Annotated in this window: 17 protein-coding genes; 14 read left to right on the top strand and 3 right to left on the bottom strand. The window is 63.9% G+C overall.

What is annotated here, in order from left to right; all coding sequences use genetic code 11:
- Positions 1–16: 16 nt before the first annotated feature.
- Together ACFJIU_RS24555 and ACFJIU_RS24550 are read right to left on the bottom strand one after the other, a co-directional pair.
- Positions 17–910: a DMT family transporter gene (locus ACFJIU_RS24555; protein ID WP_379064353.1), complete on the bottom strand. Its 894-nt coding sequence runs from the start codon at positions 908–910 to the stop codon at positions 17–19.
- A gap of 45 nt (positions 911–955) precedes the next feature.
- Positions 956–1,192, bottom strand: coding sequence for a hypothetical protein (locus tag ACFJIU_RS24550; RefSeq protein WP_379064351.1), 237 nt, complete (start codon positions 1,190–1,192; stop codon positions 956–958).
- Between the two features lie 155 nt (positions 1,193–1,347).
- Between ACFJIU_RS24550 and ACFJIU_RS24545 the strand changes: the two genes are divergently transcribed.
- Both ACFJIU_RS24545 and ACFJIU_RS24540 read left to right on the top strand, forming a co-directional pair.
- The gene (locus ACFJIU_RS24545; protein WP_379064349.1) at positions 1,348–2,514 is read left to right on the top strand and encodes an MFS transporter; all 1,167 of its coding nucleotides are present in this window, start codon (positions 1,348–1,350) and stop codon (positions 2,512–2,514) included.
- 132 nt (positions 2,515–2,646) lie between these two features.
- The gene (locus ACFJIU_RS24540) at positions 2,647–3,840 is read left to right on the top strand and encodes a GGDEF domain-containing protein (protein ID WP_379064347.1); all 1,194 of its coding nucleotides are present in this window, start codon (positions 2,647–2,649) and stop codon (positions 3,838–3,840) included.
- 53 nt (positions 3,841–3,893) lie between these two features.
- Here the strand turns inward: ACFJIU_RS24540 and ACFJIU_RS24535 are convergent, their stop codons facing one another.
- Positions 3,894–4,853: a GlxA family transcriptional regulator gene (locus ACFJIU_RS24535; protein WP_379064345.1), complete on the bottom strand. Its 960-nt coding sequence runs from the start codon at positions 4,851–4,853 to the stop codon at positions 3,894–3,896.
- Between the two features lie 80 nt (positions 4,854–4,933).
- Here ACFJIU_RS24535 and ACFJIU_RS24530 point away from each other — a divergent pair, with 80 nt between their 5' ends.
- From ACFJIU_RS24530 to ACFJIU_RS24475, 12 genes are all read left to right on the top strand, one after another.
- A complete protein-coding gene (locus ACFJIU_RS24530; protein WP_379064343.1) occupies positions 4,934–5,731 on the top strand; it encodes a DJ-1/PfpI family protein in 798 nt (265 codons plus the stop codon).
- A 412-nt stretch (positions 5,732–6,143) separates the two neighbouring features.
- The gene (locus ACFJIU_RS24525) at positions 6,144–7,457 is read left to right on the top strand and encodes a purine-cytosine permease family protein (protein ID WP_379064341.1); all 1,314 of its coding nucleotides are present in this window, start codon (positions 6,144–6,146) and stop codon (positions 7,455–7,457) included.
- 67 nt (positions 7,458–7,524) lie between these two features.
- A complete protein-coding gene (locus ACFJIU_RS24520; protein WP_379064339.1) occupies positions 7,525–8,541 on the top strand; it encodes an alpha/beta fold hydrolase in 1,017 nt (338 codons plus the stop codon).
- 42 nt (positions 8,542–8,583) lie between these two features.
- Entirely contained in the window at positions 8,584–9,792 is a 1,209-nt protein-coding gene (locus ACFJIU_RS24515) for a transporter substrate-binding domain-containing protein (protein ID WP_379064337.1), read from the top strand.
- An 18-nt stretch (positions 9,793–9,810) separates the two neighbouring features.
- Positions 9,811–10,479 carry an ANTAR domain-containing response regulator gene (locus ACFJIU_RS24510; RefSeq protein ID WP_379064335.1) on the top strand — a complete coding sequence of 223 codons (669 nt, stop codon included), beginning with the start codon at positions 9,811–9,813 and terminating at the stop codon, positions 10,477–10,479.
- Between the two features lie 233 nt (positions 10,480–10,712).
- A complete protein-coding gene (locus ACFJIU_RS24505) occupies positions 10,713–11,960 on the top strand; it encodes a transporter substrate-binding domain-containing protein (protein WP_239369164.1) in 1,248 nt (415 codons plus the stop codon).
- 66 nt (positions 11,961–12,026) lie between these two features.
- Positions 12,027–12,896, top strand: a complete 870-nt coding sequence (gene urtB, locus ACFJIU_RS24500) for an urea ABC transporter permease subunit UrtB (protein WP_144377591.1) — start codon at positions 12,027–12,029, stop codon at positions 12,894–12,896.
- 175 nt (positions 12,897–13,071) lie between these two features.
- The gene (gene urtC / locus ACFJIU_RS24495) at positions 13,072–14,160 is read left to right on the top strand and encodes an urea ABC transporter permease subunit UrtC (RefSeq protein WP_379073206.1); all 1,089 of its coding nucleotides are present in this window, start codon (positions 13,072–13,074) and stop codon (positions 14,158–14,160) included.
- The gene (gene urtD / locus ACFJIU_RS24490) at positions 14,157–14,915 is read left to right on the top strand and encodes an urea ABC transporter ATP-binding protein UrtD (protein ID WP_379064332.1); all 759 of its coding nucleotides are present in this window, start codon (positions 14,157–14,159) and stop codon (positions 14,913–14,915) included. The genes urtC and urtD overlap by 4 nt, the downstream gene beginning before the upstream one ends.
- The gene (gene urtE / locus ACFJIU_RS24485; protein ID WP_379064330.1) at positions 14,908–15,603 is read left to right on the top strand and encodes an urea ABC transporter ATP-binding subunit UrtE; all 696 of its coding nucleotides are present in this window, start codon (positions 14,908–14,910) and stop codon (positions 15,601–15,603) included. The genes urtD and urtE overlap by 8 nt, the downstream gene beginning before the upstream one ends.
- Before the next feature lie 70 nt (positions 15,604–15,673).
- Positions 15,674–16,711 (top strand): aliphatic amidase, encoded by a 1,038-nt coding sequence (locus ACFJIU_RS24480; RefSeq protein WP_379064328.1) that lies wholly within the window; start codon positions 15,674–15,676, stop codon positions 16,709–16,711.
- Between the two features lie 157 nt (positions 16,712–16,868).
- Positions 16,869–17,702, top strand: a complete 834-nt coding sequence (locus tag ACFJIU_RS24475; protein WP_379064326.1) for a CbbQ/NirQ/NorQ/GpvN family protein — start codon at positions 16,869–16,871, stop codon at positions 17,700–17,702.
- The last annotated feature ends 149 nt before the right edge of the window (positions 17,703–17,851 follow it).

The raw sequence follows: 17,851 nt of genomic DNA, 5'->3' as shown, positions 1-17,851 counted from the left end.
CAAATTCGGGCGTGGATCACGCCATGAAGATCAGCCCCATGCCGGCCACCACCAGGGCGGCGCCGGTCCAGGCGCCTGCTGCCGGCCGCTCGCCGGTGCGCAGCCACAGCAGCGGCAGGATGATGACGGGCGAGGTTGCCGACAGTGTCGAGACGATGCCGACCTTGCCGCCCGATAGCGCGAACAGCAGCAGCGTCATGCCGATTGCCAGCGCGAGGATGCCGGTCAGCGCGGTCATGGCCGCCACCTTCCAGGTCAGCGGGTTCCTGGGCTTCAGCGCGGGAATGGGCAGCTGGATCATGACGGTGAGAAAAGCTGCCGCGATGCCGACCCTGAGCATGGAAGCCACGAACGGGTCGATGCCGGTTTCCATCACCGGCCGCGCGATGATCGAGCCGATCGCCTGGCCGGTTGCGGCACCCAGCCCCAGCGCCACGCCGATCCACAGCGGACCTTTCACTTTCTCCCACTGATGCAGCTGCGCGCGGCGCTTGCCGAACAGGATGGCCAGCAGCACGCCGGCGACGACCAGCGCCATGCCGGCGACTGCCTTGGTGGTCAGCGTCTCGCCGAGCAGCAGCCAGCCGAGGATCGCCGCGATCGGCGCGTTGAGCGCGAACAGGATGCCGGAACGGCGCGGGCCGACACGGTTCAGCGTGGCAAACAGCAGCGTGTCGCCGATGAAGATGCCGATGAAGCCGGAGGCGAGAAGCGGCAGCACATTGGCCGCCTCGAGCTCGCGCCAGGAACCGGTCGCCAGCACATAGAGCGCCAGCATGGCGGTGACGAAGATCTGGCGCAGGCGGTTGAAGGCCGGCGCGCCGAGATGGCCAGCCGGTCCCGCCGAGATGATGCCGGTCAGCGCCCAGCAGGTTGCGGCGCCGAGGGCTGCGAGTTCATGGATGGGCATCGGTCCTCGGTCGTTCGATGTGGGCGGGCAGGCAGTGTCGGCGGTTCATGGTGCTTGGAAGCGGCAGGCCAGGCATTCGCCTGCAAGCGTGTATTCGGCCTTCCAGTAATGCGGGTCGCCGATCTCGCGGAATTCCATGCCTTTCGCAAGCGGGTAGATGGCGTGGAACGGTTGCGCCAGCACGACGAGCAGCCGGCAGTGCGGCGGCCAGTCGCCGACCTCGGCGATCCTGTTGCCGCGCGCGAGCTCGGCCTCGAGGATAGCCTGGAGCAGTGGCGCCATCGTCGCGCCGTGCTCATCGCCTTTCCGCCTAGCTCTGCGCATGGTAACAAGCCGGCTCGTGGGATAACCGAAGCATAGCCTCGAAACCCGATACGCAACACCACGCCGTATCGGAGGCACTTCCGTCGCGGCGCAACGCGCAACGGAACGGGCTCATGGACTTTCGGATCTTCCTGCTGGCTTTGGCCACCTTCGTCACCGGCACTGCGGAAAACATCGTCATCGGTATCCTGCCGGAGGTCGCTTCAGGCCTTGATATCCCGATCGGCCTTGCCGGCCAACTGACGGCCGTCTTCTCGATCACCTTCGCGCTGATCGCTCCGATGGCGCTCTTCGTGGCGACGCGGCTGGAACGCAAGGCCATGCTGTGTCTGGCGCTGCTGCTGTTCATCGCCAGCAACCTGCTGGCCGCGGCAAGCGCCAGCTATGCCGTTCTGTTCATGGCCCGCATCGGCATGGCCGCCGCCAGCGCGGTTGCCTGCCTCGTTGCGACGATGCTGGCGGCGGAACTGGCCGGGCCTGCCATGCGCGGCAGGGCCATCGGCATCATCTTCATGGGCATCAGCGGTTCCATGGTGCTGGGCGTGCCGGTTGGGATGCTGATCGGCGGCCATTTCGGCTGGCGCGCGGTTTTTGTCGCGCTTGCCTTGCTTGCCGCGGCCGTGTTGCTGATTTGCCTGCGCACGCTGCCGACGGTGGGGCATGGCCAGCCGGCGGCATCGGGCTATCGGCAGCATCTGCGCTCGTTGCCGCTGGTTGCCGCCCAGCTCGTTTCCATTCTGATGATCGGCGGCCATTTCATGCTGTTCGCCTATCTCGCGCCTTACCTCACCGACGTGGTCGGCGTCGCTCAAGGCAGCATCACGCTGTTCTTCCTCGCCTTCGGTATCGCCGGCGTCTGCGGCGGCTATTGCGGCGGCTGGCTGGCCGATGTCGCCGGGCCGCGTCTCGCCATTGTGGCGACGCCGCTCGCCTATCTGGTCGCGCTTCTCGCCATACCGTTGGCGGCGAAAGTGCCCGGGCTTTTCATCATCGCGATGATGGCCTGGGCAATGATCAGCTGGATGATCTCGCCCGTGGTGCAGAGTTTCCTCATAGCCACCGGACCGCAGACGGCGGAAGCCGGCGTCGGCCTCAACCTGTCGGCCATGCATGTCGGTGTCGGCCTCGGCACGGCCTTGGGCGGCTCTGCCCTGGCCTGGTTGCCTCTGCAGAGCCTGCCCTGGCTGGGCGGGGTGCTGGCGGCGGGAGCCGTGGCTGCGGCCTTTGTCGCAGTGCATCGCGGCGCGCAGACGACGTGGATGACGCAGCCGGACCTCTGAGTATTTCCACTGCGGCCCGCTATCCTGTCATCGCCACTGGCTTTTCTAACAGTTGACGCAAAACGCACCTTTTATTTTAACGTCTGGGCAAGTGGCGAACCCGTAGGAGGGGGCTTCGCCCGGGACATTGTGATGAAACTCGACTTCCTGACGCTTTACATCGTCATCCTGCTCAACTCGCTGACGGTGGCGGTCATCTGGGGCGCGATCGCCTACCGCTACCGCAATTTCGCGGCGGCACGCGTGTGGCTGGCCGGCTGCGTGCTTTCCACCATCGGCGGCTGCGTGCTGGCGCTGCAGGGCAATGAGGGCAGCTACGGGCCTGCCGTGATCGGCAACGGCTTCGTCATCTTCGGCTTCTGCATGTTCTGGGTCGGCGTGCGCGTCTTCTATGGCCAGTCCGGCGGGCTGAAGGCGAGCGTGGCCATCACCGCCGGCAGCCTGTTCCTGCTGCTGCTGTTGTTCGGCAGCCTGCAGGGCCGCAATCTCGTCTATGCCGGCGGCCAGTCGGTGCCGCTGGTGCTTGCCGCCTGGTACCTGCTGCGCTGGCATCGCAGGGATCTCGGCGCGATGATCGCGGCCACCGCCATGATCGTCGGCATCCTCGGCCATCTCATCGAAAGTGCCTTGAACGTCGGGTTGATGCTGGGCCGCGTCGACCAGGATTTCTACTCCACGGTGGAATCCTATGCGCTGCTGTGTGTGATCTTCTCGGGCGTGGTGTGGAACTTCGGCTTCACCGTCATGTCGATCGGGCGGCTGCGCGAGGAGCTTGCCGAGCTCGCCCAGACCGACGATCTCACCGGTGTCCCCAATCGCCGCCACTTCCTGGCCTTGCTGGAGGCCGAGGACAAACGCACGCGCCGCACCGGCCGCCATTTTTCGCTGATGCTGATCGACATCGACCATTTCAAGCGCTTCAACGACACTCATGGCCATGCCTTCGGCGACCGCATCCTGCGCCAGTTCGCCGAGATCGCCAGGGCGATGATACGCGGCAGCGATACCGTTTTCCGGCTGGGCGGCGACGAGTTCGCGATCCTTTTGCCGGAAACGACCGCACGCCAGGCGGAAAAGGTTGCCTCCGTTCTCGTCGCCACCGTGCGTGAAGGCAGCGGCAGGCCGGAAGACGAGGAACGTTTCACCATCAGCGTCGGCATCGCCGAATGGACGCCGGACATCTATGTCGCCGCTGTCGACCTCACCGCCAGGGCGGATGAAGCGCTCTATCGCGCCAAGGAAGCCGGTCGCGATGGCTATGCGATCTCCGGCATGAAGAACCGTCGGCCGACCGGACAGAGCCATCTGAAGCTGGTGGTTTCGTGAGGGCATTGGCTGGTTCCTTCTCCTGCAAGGGGAGAAGGTAAGGGGATATCGCCCTAGCCGAATCGTTCGCGGTATTCGCTGGGGGTGATGCCGAGCGCACGCATGAAGGCGCGGCGCAATCCTTGCTGGTCACTGAAACCGCTCTTCGTGGCAATGCTTTTCATCGACTGGGCGCTGTCTTCCAGCATGCGCTTGGCGGCTTCGAGCCGCAGCGCCTCCACGGCTGCCGCCGGTGTCTGGCCGACAGTGGCGTGGAATTTGCGGGCAAAACTGCGTGGGCTCATGGCGGCGTGCGCCGCCAGCGCCTCGACCGACAGGTCTTCGGCAAGATTGTCCGCCGCCCAGGCGATCAGCTGCGAGAAGGCCTCGCTGCCCTGCAGGGCGAGCGTGGAACTGAACTGCTTCTGGCCGCCCGGCCGGCGCAGGAACACCACCAGAGCCTTTGCCACCATCATGGCGAGGCCGCGGCCATGATCCTGCTCGACCAGATGCAGGGCGAGGTCGATGCCGGCGCTGACCCCGGCCGACGTCCACACCGGGCCATCCTGCTGGTAGATCAGCTCCGGAACGACGGTGGTGGAAGGGTACCGTGCCTTCAGCATGTCCGTGGCGCGCCAGTGCGTGGTTGCCTTGCGGCTGTCCAGCAGTCCGGCGGCAGCGAGCAGGAAAGCGCCGACACAGACCGAACAGATGCGTCGCGCCCGCCCGGCATTCTGCACCAGCCAGTCGACAAGCGGCTGTTCCGCCTCGTCCTCCAGGCTTGACCGGCCGCCCGGTACGACGATGGTGTCGACAGTGTCCATGTCGACCTCGGCAAGCGGCTGCGTGCCGATCGTCAGGCCGGAGCGCGTGCGCACCATGCCGCCGGCGATCGATGTCACCACGATCGTATAGATCGGCTGGCCGCTGCCTTGTTCGCCCGCGCTGGATGCGGTCGAAAACACCTGGATCGGACCGACGAGGTCGAGATCGGTCACGCCGTCGAAGGCGAGGAACAGGATGGTTCTTGTCATTTTGGCAGGAAATGAAGCTTCGTTGTCATCCTGCCAATTAGCACGTTCCGCTATCCACGTCCCGACCAAACGAAAGGACGATGACGATGGAGAGACGCGACGTGTTGCAGATGCTGGCCCTGGCGGCGCTTGCCGTGCCGGCGCTGCAGGTGCCGGAGGCGCAGGCCGGCATCCAATTCGATCCGAATGCGCCGAAGCCGAAATTCGTGATGCTGGTGCATCCCGACATGGTGCTGCTCGATCTCGTTCCGGCACTGACCGCCTTCAAGCTCACCATGGGTGACGTGCAACTGGTGTGGAAGGATCGCAACCCGGTCAGCACCGATGTCGGTCTCGACATCCGCCCGACTGCCACTCTCGCCGACGCCCATGCCGCGCCCGACGTGCTGTTCGTTCCGGGTGGGATCAGAGGGACGGTTGCCTGCATGCAGGACCCGGACGTGATTGCCTTCGTGGCAAAGACCGGTGCGTCGGCGCGCTTCGTCACCAGCGTCTGCACCGGCTCGCTGCTGCTCGGTGCGGCGGGCCTGCTCAAGGGCTACCGCGCCACCGGCCACTGGCAGTCGCGGCATGTGCTGCCGCAACTCGGCGCCATTCTCGAAGATGGGCGCGTGGTGCGCGACGGCAACCGCATCACGGCCGGCGGCGTCACCGCCGGGCTCGATTTCGGCCTGGTCATCGCTTCGGTCATCCGTGATGAGGAATGGGCGCGGTCGATCCAGCTGATCCTGGAATATGCGCCGGCACCGCCCTATGACGCCGGTACTCCGGCGCGTGCCGGCACCGAACTCACCGCGCTTGTCTCGGACCTGCTGAAACCCTCGCTGGCGCCTCTCGACAAGGCGGTGGCGCATGCGCGCACGCGGCTGCAACTGTAGCCGCGTCAGGGCGCGAGGCGCCTCGGAAACCTGTTCCCGGGCATGATTTCGAACTCCGAAACGCCGTATTGACAGGGTTTCGATGCCCGTCTAACGTTTCCTTCGCCTGTTAAGCAGGCAGGTGGCAACGGGGCCACCCAATCAGATCAAGGCAAGAAGGCCTCCCTTTGACTTCGGAAACGAAGCCATCGGGAGGCCTTTGTCGTTTTGGCGATACCGACCGAGATGCCGATGGGGAACCGGCGCCGGACGGCTGTGACAAGGGGCTTGCGCCGGCGAACCGGAAGGTCGCGCCGCGCGCCTTTCGGCCATGGCCTGAATGCGCTTCCACCGGGGAAAGCGGGTGAGGACAAGGATGTCCAATCGCGACGACAGCCGCACACGCAACGCGATTGACCCCTGGGAGGGTGGCATGAACAACAAGACGGAGATCGAGGCGCTCGATAGCGTCGATCACATACTGGGAGAAGAATACGAACATCAGCCGGTGCCGATGGCGGCGCGGCGCTCGACTTTTTCGGTGACGACGGTCTGGATCGGCTTTCCGATGATCATCACCGGAGCCATGACCGGCTCGATCCTCGTGCTCGGCATGGGCTTCACCAGCGCATTGTGGGCGATGGTGATCGGCAACCTCATCATGTTCGCCTATGTCGGCGCGCTTGGGCTTCTCGGCACCAACCGCGGCATGAACTTCGCGCTGCTGGCCTCGATCGTGTTCGGCCGCAAGGGCTACGTCTTCGCCTCCGGCCTTTTGTCGACGCTCCTGCTCGGCTGGTACGCGGTGCAGACCGGCATCACCGGTGCGCTGATCAGTTCGGCCTATGACCTCAACTATGTGGCGATGACCATCATCGCCGGCCTGCTCTACATCGGCATCACCTTCGTCGGCGTGCACGGACTGCATCTCGTCGGCCTGGTATCTGTGCCGCTCTTCGTCATCCTCGGCGGCTGGGTGGTGTTCGATGCCGCTTCCGCCACCAGCTGGCAGGCGATCATGGCCTATCCCGGCAACAATGGCGCAGCCACCATGTCGATGGGCGTCGGGCTGACCGTGGTCATCGCGCTGTTCATCGACGCCGGCACGGTCAGTGCCGACTTCAACCGCTGGGCCAAGGATGGCAGGGCCTCGCTGATCGCGACCTTCAGCGCGTTCCCGTTCGCCAACCTGATCGCCATGCTGGTCGGCGGCATCATGACGGCGGCCCTTGCCGTTCCCAACGCCAATCCGTTCGGCGCCGACAACATGTTCGGCTACATCAACGGCAAGCAGGTGGCCTTCCTCAGCGCACTCGCTTTCGTTTTCCTCTACCTCAACCTGGGTTCGGTCTGCGCGCACTGCCTCTACAATGCCGCCACCGGCTGGTCGCGCATCTTCCACACCCGCATGCGCGTGATGGCGGTCATCCTCGGCGCCATCGGCATCGTCGTCGCCGCCGGCAATGTCTGGGCCTTCTTCATCCAGTGGCTGTCGCTGCTCGGCATCCTGGTTCCGCCGATCGGCGCGATCATCCTGGTCGACCAGTATCTCGCCCGCAGGAATGCCGAGATCGACCGCGACTGGCGCCCGACCGCGTTCATCGCCTGGATCATCGGTTCGGCAGTGGCCGTCATCGTCGAATTCTACCTGCCGCATTTCTCGACCGCCATCAGCGCGGCGCTCGCCGGCGGCATTGCCTATGCCGCACTGTCGCTGCGCGCATCGCCGGAGCGGGCAACCGCATGATCTTTCGGGCGGGGCCTGACGAACAGGCCTCGCCCACCTTCTGTTCGCAAGTAAAGGAAACTGCCTGATGCCTGACTATGAGATCTACTCGCTCGGCGATCTTGTCCTGCAACGCGGGGCGACGCTGCGCGACGCCAAGCTTGCCTACAAGACCTTCGGCAAGCTGAACGCCAGGAAGGACAACGTCATCGTCTTCCCGACCTGGTATTCCGGCCAGCACGTCGACAATGAATGGCTGATCGGCAAGGGCATGACGCTCGACCCGGCCAAATATTTCATCATCATCCCGAACATGTTCGGCAACGGGCTGTCGTCGTCGCCCAGCAACACGCCGGAACCCTACAACAAGTCGCGCTTCCCCCAGGTGACGGCCTACGACAATGTCCGTGCCCAGCACCAGCTGGTCACCGAGAAATTCGGCGTCAAGAAGCTGAAGCTGGTGGTCGGCTGGTCGATGGGCGCCTTGCAGACCTTCCACTGGGGGGCGATGTATCCCGATATGGTCGAGCGCATCGCGCCGTTCTGCGGTTCCGCCAAATGCTCGCGCCACAATTTCGTGTTCCTGGAAGGCGTCAAGGCAGCACTCACCGCCGATTCCGCCTGGAACAATGGCTGGTACGACGACAAGCCGGAGAAGGGTCTGCGCGCCATGGCCCGCGTCTATGCCGGCTGGGGCTTCTCGCAGGCCTTCTATCGGCAGGAGCTCGACCTCAAGGCGCTCGGCCATTCCTCGCTGGAGGATTTCCGCGTCTCCTTCTGGGAAGGTTTTTTCCTGCCCAAGGACGCCAACAACCTTTTGACCATGCTGTGGACCTGGCAGAACGGCGACATCAGCGACAACGAGCTCTACAGGGGCGATTTCAAGAAGGCGCTCAAGGCCATCAAGGCCAAGGCCTTCGTCATGCCCGGCCGCACCGATCTCTACTTCCCGCCGGAAGACAGCGAGTTCGAAGTGGCCAACATGCCGAACGCCAGGTTCCTTCCGTTCGAGTCGGTCTGGGGGCATTTCGCGGGTGGGCCGGGAACCAGCCCGAACGATGTCAAATTCCTCGACGGCAAGCTGAAGGAACTTCTGGCCAGTTGACCCGTAAGGCGGCCGGCTCCAAGCTGCGCGGCCGGCCGCGGCATGCATCAAAAACAAGAACCAAGCGGCACTGGGGAATCGTGGGAGCGTATATTGGCGAGATCAAGCAATACCTCCGAACCGTGGCGCGTCGGCGTCCTCTTCTCGCGTACCGGCTTCATGGCCGTGATCGAGGAGACGCAGCTGCGCGGCACGCTGACGGCGATCGAAGAAATCAACGCGGCGGGCGGTATCAACGGCCGGCCGCTCGAGCCGGTGGTCTATGATCCCGGCTCAGAGGCGAGCGCCTTCGGCCGCTATGCCAAGAAGCTGATGGTCGAGGATGGCGTCTCGACCATCTTCGGCTGCTACACCTCGTCCAGCCGGAAGGCTGTGCTGCCGGTGGTCGAAAGGCTGAACGGGCTGCTGTGGTATCCGACGCTCTATGAGGGTTTCGAGTTCTCGCCCAACGTCATCTACACCGGGGCGACGCCGAACCAGAACAGCGTCGAGCTGTGCCGCATCCTGATGGAGCGCTACGGAACCCGCTTCTATTTCATCGGCGCCGACTACATCTATCCGCGCGAATCCAATCGCATCATGCGTGAATTGATCCGCAACAGCGGCGGCACCGTCGTCGGCGAATCCTATGTGCGCATGGGCGCGTCGCGGGAGGAGTTCCTGCCGGTGATGCGCGACGTCAAGCGCGCGCAGCCAGATGTCATCTTCTCCACCGTCGTCGGCGATGGCACCGTCTATCTCTACCAGGCCTATGCCGATCTCGGGCTCGACCCGAAGGTCATGCCGATCGCGTCGCTGACCACGACGGAGGCCGAGATCCGCGCCATGGGCTTCGACGTCGGCGAGGGTCACATCACCGCGGCACCCTATTTCCAGGGCGTCGGCAATGAACGCAATTCATCCTTCGTGCGTGACTACAAGAAACGCTACGGCGATGACGAGCCGACCAACATGTGCCTGGAAGCTTCCTATTTCCAGGTCAACGCCTTCGCCAAGACGCTGGAGCAGACCAACTCGATGGACACCGAGATCCTGCGCGCGTCGGTGATGGGATCGGAGTTCGAAGCGCCGCAGGGCGATGTCGCGATCAACCCGATCTGGGGGCATGCCGACCTGTGGACGCGCATCGGTCGCGCCAACCGGCAAGGCCAGTTCGACCTCGTCTATGAATCGCCATCCTGCGTCCTCTCGGACCCCTATCTGCTGGGTTACGGGCGCAGCCTCGGCCAGAAAAATCTCGAGCTCGCATAGCGCGGCGGGGAGGAGAGAATGCAGGAAACCATCGACATCGCAAGATTTGCCCGCGAACGGCAGGGCGCAGGCACCAGGAAGGACGCGGGCGGCCGTGACGCGCCTTCCGGCCCGTCATCATCGCGTTCGTTCTGGAACCTCAAGGTTGCGGTCATCGTCGACCGCAACGACGACGGCGAACGGCTGATCCGCGAATTGCAGCGCCTGCGCTGCGACGTGCATCACGAATGGCCGATGCCCTCGCAGATCCCGGCGCAGTATGACGTCGTCTTCTGCGTGCTTTCGCCAGACCTGCCGCAGCGCCTGCCCTGGATCCCGGGCGAGCCGGCGTCGGCCCTGGTGGTCATCGATCCGGGCGCCGGCATGCTCGACCTCAACCTGCTGCACAATTGCGCGGCCCATGGCGTGCTGCACTACCCGGTGACGTCGCGCTCGGTGCAGTCGACCCTGGCGCTGGCGCGCGGGCATTTCCTCTACGAACGCCGGCTGCGCGGGCGCATCGAGAAGCTGGACGAGAGCCTGCGCACCATGCGCAGCGTCGAAAGGGCGAAGTCGTTGCTTATGCGGCTAAAGAATGTCAGCGAGGAAGAGGCCTACAACTATCTCAGGCGCCAGGCGATGGAACGGCGCGTGACGATCGGCGCGGTGGCCAGCGCCATCATTGACTCCTACGAACTTCTTGGCTAGCGTTCGGGTATCGGCAGCAACGACGCTGCCGGCGAAATAAAGGTAACGGAACCTCACGACTTTCGCGGAAGCGGGACGTGGGGTTTTTTGTTGCGTACGACCTTACTCTAGCGAGCCCATGAAGGGTTCGCAGCGGCGTCGCTGCCGCGCAAAACAACAGGGCAATACGGCCTCGAAACGGTCTGCTTCGGCAGCTCGCTTCGGGGCCTTTTCTGTTTTCAGGGGAGAAGAAGGTGAAAAGCAATCGTCGCAGTTTTCTGAAGGCCACCGCCGCTTTCGGCACGGTGTCCCTTGTCGGTTTCCCGCATATCTGGAGCAAGAATTCGTCGCTGGCCTACGCCGCCGACGGCGAGATCAAGGTGGGCGTGCTGTTTTCGCTCACAGGTACCACCGCCATCATCGAGGAGTCGCTCAACAAGGCGACGATCATGGCGATCGAGGAGATCAATGCAGCCGGCGGCATCAACGGCAGGAAGCTCGTGCCGGTGGTCGAGGACCCGGCCTCCGACCCGGCGACCTTCGCTGAAAAGGCCCGCAAGCTGGTGCTGTCCGACAAATGCGTTTCGGTGTTTGGTTCCTACACCTCGGCCAGCCGCAAGGCGGTGCTGCCGGTGTTCGAGAAGCAGAACAATCTCTACTGGTATCCGACCCTCTATGAGGGTCGCGAATGCTCGAAGAACGTCATCTACACCGGTGCGGTGCCCAACCAGCAGCAGGATGATTTCGTGCCGTGGCTGGTCGAGAAGTTCGGCAAGCGCTGGTACCTGATCGGCTCGAACTACATCTATCCGAAGGAAGAGAACAACTACTGCAAGAAGCTGCTGGCCGAGCTCGGCGCCGAGGTGGTGGCCGAGGAATATGTGCCGCTCGGCCATTCGGAATTCTCGTCCGTCATCAACAAGCTGAAGGCCGAGAAGCCGAACGTCATCTTCTCCACCGTTGTCGGTGATTCCGTCGTGGCGCTGCACCGCCAGTACCATGCCGCCGGCCTCGATCCCGAGAAGATGCCGATGGCCAGCCTCACCACTTCCGAAAACGAGGTGGCTGCGATGGGCGGCGAGGCGGCCGCGGGCCACTTCACCTCGGCGCCTTACTTCATGGTGTGGGATTCGCCCGAGAACCACAAATTCGTCGACGCCTACAAGAAGCGCTGGGGCGGCGACAAGGTCACCCACTTCGTGTCCGAGCCGTCCTATTTCCAGATCTATCTGTTCAAGCAGGCGGTCGAGAAACTGGCCGGCTCCGACATCTCGCCCACCGCCATCCGTGAAGCGGTCAAGGGCCAGGAACTTGTCGCCCCGCAGGGCAAGGTGCGCATCGAGCCGGAGAACCTGCACAGCTGGCTGTGGCCGAAGATCGGCCAGTGCCAGGCCGACGGCCAGTTCAAGATCCTGAAGCAGTCGGCCAACTGGCTCGAGCCTTCGCCCTACAAGGCCTATCCCAATCAGCACTGCACGGCCGAAGGCCTCAAGCAGAGCTGATGGTGTGAAATCCGGTGGCGGGCCTCGCACCGCCACCGTCCCCTCTTTCCCGGAAGAAGCGGCGACATGGAAATCTTCGTCTCCCAGATCATGACGGGCCTGAGCATCGGCTCCATCCTGCTGTTGGTCGCGCTCGGCCTCGCCATCATCTACGGCGTCACCGGCGTCATCAACCTTGCCCATGGCGAGTTCGTCATGCTCGGCGCCTATGCGGCCTGGTTCCTGCAGACGCAGTTCGGGCTCGGCCTGCTGGCGAGCCTGGTGCCGATTTTCCTGCTTCTCGCCCTGTTCGGCTGGCTCATCGAGGCGCTGGTGATCCGCCATCTTTATGACCGGCCGCTCGACACCATCCTCGCCACCTGGGGCATCGGCGTCATGGCGCAGCAGGCGATACGCCTGACCGCCGGCGGTGAGCTGCGCTATGTGCAGATGCCGGAATCGCTGTCGCAGAGCGTCAACATCCTTGGCGCGACGGATTCCGCCTACCGCCTGTTCATCCTGTTCCTGTCGCTCGGCCTGTTCGCGTTGACATGGGGCATCTACCGCTACACCAGTTTCGGCCTGAAGCTGCGTGCCATCACCCAGAACCGCGCGGTCGCCTCGTCCTTCGGCATCAATGCCGGCCGCATCTATCGCTCGACCTTTGCTTATGGGGCGGGCATGGCCGGCCTTGCCGGCGCGCTGGTGTCGCCGCTGAAGAGCGTGTCGCCGGAGATGGGCACCACCTATGTCGTCGACGCCTTCATGGTGGTGGTGCTCGGCGGCACGCAGAGCCTGATGGGCACGCTGGCCAGCTCCGGCATCCTCGGCGAGCTGTCGGGTTACCTCGCCTTCTACTCCAACGACACGATCGCCAAGGCGCTGGTGCTGCTCGCCATCGTCGTCCTCATCCGCTTCCGGCCGCAGGGCCTGTTCACCGCCCGTGTGCGTGCCTGAGGCGACGATGTCCAATCAAGGAAACAACAGAGTGCCTGAGCAAATCCAGGAAAAGGGCGTAGCGGTTTTCCGTCCGGAATTGCGTGAAAACAAAGAACTAGAGCGTTTCCGCGTTTCCGTGAAAAACGGAAACGCTCTAGCCAGAACGAAGACCGAAATCGCGCTCTACGCGGCGGTGTGCTTGGCCGTCCTGCTGGTGCCGGTGTTCCTGCAGGATGCCTTCCTGCTCAACAAATACGCCCGCTACCTCGTCTTCGGCATGCTGGCCGTCTCGCTCAGCCTGTCCTGGGGTTATGCCGGCATCCTGAACCTCGGCCAGGCCATGACCTTCGGCATCGGCTCCTACTGCATGGCGATGATGCTGAAGCTGAAGACCATTCCGGTGCACACCGGCGCCGATGGCTTGCCCGACTTCATGGTCTGGAACAACGTCACCGAACTGCCCTGGTTCTGGACGCCCTTCCATTCGCCGTTGTTCGGCGTGCTGGCGGGCATCCTTTTGCCTGCCGGCGTCGCGGCCCTGCTCGGCTGGTTCGTGTTCAAGGGCCGGGTGACCGGTGTCTACGGGGCCATCATCACGCTTGCCGCCATGGTGGTGGTGCAGCTCGTCATCATCGACCAGCAGGCCTTCACCGGTGGCTTCAACGGCATCACCGATCTCGGCCAGTTCGACATCGCCGGCATCACCTTCGATGCCTATGGCTCGTCGAGCTATTATCTCGTCGCGATCTGCCTGACGGTCACGCTGTTCGTGGCGCTGGCCATCACCAAAAGCAAGACCGGGCTGATCGTGCAGGCGATCCGCGACGAGGAGGATCGCGTCCGTTTCTTCGGCTACGACGTTGCGCTCTACAAGATCTTCATCTTCTCCGTTTCGGCGGCGATCGCCGGCCTTGCCGGCATGCTCTACACCATCGTCATGGAGTTCGCCTCGCCGACCTTCCTCGGTGTGCCGCTATCGCTCTCGGTCGTGATCTGGGTCGCGGTCGGTGGCCGCCAGAGCCTGCTCGGCGCCATGCTCGGTGCCCTCATCGTCACCGGCGTCCAGGGCGCGCTGTCGGAATCGGAAACCTTCCTCGACACCTGGACGCTGATCATGGGCCTGCTGTTCGTGCTGGTCGTGCTGTTCCTGCCGCAAGGCATTGCCGGCGCCTTCGCGAGCCTCGCCAAACGCTTCGAGCGGCACCGCCCGACGCCGGTCCCAAAGCCGGTGCAGCACACAGAACCGATGCCAAACGGCCGTGAGATCGAGGGCACGCGATGACCAGTGAAAATCAGCTGATCGTCGAAAACGCCAGCGTGTCCTTCAGCGGCTTCCGCGCCGTGTCGGACCTCTGCCTCAAGGTCCGTGCCGGCGAGCTGCGCTGCCTGATCGGCCCCAACGGCGCCGGCAAGACCACCGCGCTCGATCTGATCTGCGGCAAGACAAGGCTGTCGGGCGGCGAAATCATGTTCAAGGGCAAGCCCATTCACCGGCTCAGCGAACACGCCATCGCGCGTGCCGGCATCGGCCGCAAGTTCCAGGTGCCCAGCGTGTTCCGGGCGCTCAGCGTGCGCGACAATCTGCATATCGGCCATTCGAGAAAGCCCGGCGTGCTCGCCAATCTGGCGACCTTCGGCCAGGGCGGCGACACCGACGACACAGAGCGGCTCGCCGAACTGGTCGGCCTGGAGGACGAGCTCGACACGCCGGCCGCGCATCTTTCGCACGGGCAGACCCAGTGGCTGGAGATCGCGCTGATCCTGGCGCAGGACCCCTCGCTGATCCTGATGGACGAACCGACCGCCGGCATGACGGCGCAGGAAACCAGGAAGACGGCGCAGCTCTTCAACCGGCTAGGGGGCCGCCACACGCTGATCGTCGTCGAGCACGACATGGGCTTCGTGCGCGACATCGCCCAGACCATCTCGGTGATGCACCAGGGCAAGCTGCTGGCTGAAGGCAGCATCGCCGACATCGAAAGCAACCAGGCGGTGCGCGACGCCTATCTCGGTTCCGGAGGGATCGGCCATGCTTGAGTTAGCCAATGTCGATGGCTTCTATGGCCGCAGCCGCGCCCTGCAGTCGGTGTCCATGACGGTCGAACAAGGCGACTTCTTCTCCGTGCTCGGCCGCAACGGTGTCGGCAAGACCACGCTGCTGCGCACCATGCTCGGCCTGATGAGCCGCACTTCCGGTTCGATCCGCCTCGACGGCGAGGAACTGGTGGCAAAGCCAACCCATGAGCGCGCGCTGGCCGGCCTTGGCTACGTGCCGCAGGGGCGCGGCATCCTGCCGGGCTTCACCGTGCGCGAGAACCTGATGGTCGGCACGTTCGCCGCCAAGGGTGGTGGTGGCCGTATCGCCGAATGGGTGCTCGACCTGTTCCCGATCCTCAAGGAATTCCTCAACCGCCGCGGCGGCAACCTGTCCGGCGGCCAGCAGCAGCAGCTGGCGATCGCCCGGGCGCTGCTGTCGGAACCCAAGGTGATGCTGCTCGACGAGCCGACCGAAGGCATCCAGCCCAACATCGTCGAGCAGATCGAGGACGTGCTGATCGACCTCAACCGCAAGCAGGGGCTGACCGTCGTGCTGGTCGAGCAGAACATCGCCTTTGCCCGCCGCGCCTCGAAGCATTTCGCGATCCTCAATCGCGGCAGCGTCGCCGTCGGCGGCGCCATTCACGAACTAAGCGACGACCTCATCCACAAACATCTCGTCGTCTAGGCACCGGAGCACGACCCCAAAGGATCATGTCCCAACAAAACGTTCAGCAACCACAGGAGGAGACTGAAAAATGTACCATGGCGATATTTCGAGCAGCAACGACACCGTCGGTGTTGCCGTCGTCAACTACAAGATGCCGCGGCTGCATACGCGCGAAGAAGTGCTCGCCAATGCCCGCAAGATCGCCGACATGGTGGAAGGCATGAAGCGCGGTCTGCCCGGCATGGATCTGGTGATCTTCCCGGAATATTCCACGCACGGCATCATGTACGACCAGAAGGAGATGTACGAGACCGCCTCGGCCGTTCCAGGCGAGGAAACCAGGATCTTCGCCGAGGCGTGCAGGAAGGCGCGTGTCTGGGGCGTGTTCTCGCTGACAGGCGAGCGCCATGAGGAGCACCCCAACAAGGCGCCCTACAACACGTTGATCCTGATGAACGACAAGGGCGAGATCGTGCAGAAATATCGCAAGATCATGCCCTGGGTACCGATCGAGGGCTGGTATCCCGGCGACTGCACCTATGTCTCCGATGGCCCGAAGGGGTTGAAGATCTCGCTCATCATCTGCGACGACGGCAACTATCCCGAGATCTGGCGCGATTGCGCCATGCGCGGAGCAGAGCTGATCATACGCTGCCAGGGTTATATGTACCCGGCTAAGGAACAGCAGATCCTGATCTCGAAATCGATGGCCTGGGCCAACAACGTCTATGTCGCGGTCGCCAATGCCGCCGGCTTCGACGGCGTCTATTCCTATTTCGGCCATTCGGCGATCATCGGCTTCGACGGCCGCACGCTCGGCGAATGCGGCACCGAGGAGAACGGCATCCAGTATGCCCAGCTGTCGACCTCGCTGCTGCGCGACGCGCGCCGCAACATGCAGTCACAGAACCATCTCTTCAAGCTGCTGCATCGCGGTTACACCGGCCTGATCAATTCCGGTGACGACACCCGCGGCCATGCCGTGTGCCCGTACAACTTCTACCATCAGTGGATCACCGATCCGGAAGGCACGCGCGAAAAGGTCGAGGCGATGACCCGCCAGACGGTCGGCACGCCGGAAAGCCCGATCGAAGGCATTCCGAACAAGGTGGCGGCGCACCGCTGAACGGCGCGGCCACTGGCGTGTCGCGGCAGGCGAGGGGTCGCGGCACGCTTTGGCGTCGAATTTTCTCATAGGCACTCTCCATGGCGGCTCATCCGGCGTCTCCTCGAGGGAGGAACGTGGGTGAGAAATTTGACCAGTATTCGCATCGAGGTTGGAAATGCACAGCACCAGCGGCGCCAAATCCGCTCACGATCCCGCGCTCGACGATTTCAGGATCGACCGGGAACCCTATTACCGCTCTGTCGGGCACGAGGTCGCGCTGTTCGAGGCGGCCTATGGCGCGCGCATGCCGGTCATGCTCAAGGGGCCGACCGGCTGCGGCAAGACCCGCTTCGTCGAACACATGGCCTGGCGGCTCCAGCGGCCTTTGGTCACCGTTTCCTGTCATGAGGACATGACCGCTTCGGATCTCGTCGGGCGCTATCTGCTCGATGCCGACGGCACGGTCTGGCATGACGGGCCGCTGACGCTTGCCGTGCGTTCCGGTGCCATCTGCTATCTCGACGAGATCGTCGAGGCGCGGCAGGACACCACGGTCGTCATCCATTCGCTGACCGACGACCGCCGCATCCTGCCGCTCGAAAAGAAGAACGAGGTCTTGAGGGCGCATCCCGATTTCCAGCTCGTCATCTCCTACAACCCGGGTTACCAGAGCGTGCTGAAGGACCTGAAGGAATCGACCAAGCAGCGTTTCGCGGCGATCGCCTTCACCTATCCCGACGCGGCGATCGAGGCGGAGATCGTAGCCTCGGAAGCCGGTGTCAAACGGCCAGTTGCCGAAACGCTGGTGCGCATTGCCCAGCGCTCGCGCAATCTGAAAGGACACGGGCTGGAAGAGGGCGCCTCGACGCGCATGCTGATCAATGCCGGCCAGCTCGTCGCCGGCGGCATCGCGCTCGATCAGGCCTGCGAGGTGGCGCTGGTGCTGCCGATCACCGACGATGCCGACATGCGCGACGCGCTCAGCGCCGCGATCGCGGCCTGTCTCTGACGGCGATGATCGCTGAGCAGAAGACGACCATGCAGTCGGACGCCGCTTTGCGTTCCGCCTTTCCGGGCGATCTCTACGAATCCGGGGCGAGGTCTGCCGCCGCCTGGTCGGCGCCGGTTACGGCGATGTCGTCACCGACAGCTATCTGA

Source organism: Mesorhizobium sp. UC74_2 (assembly GCF_042701485.1).
In the GTDB taxonomy this organism is placed as follows: domain Bacteria; phylum Pseudomonadota; class Alphaproteobacteria; order Rhizobiales; family Rhizobiaceae; genus Mesorhizobium.
The sequence above is the reverse complement of the archived record's forward strand: the minus strand, read 5'-3'. Positions and strand labels throughout refer to the sequence as shown.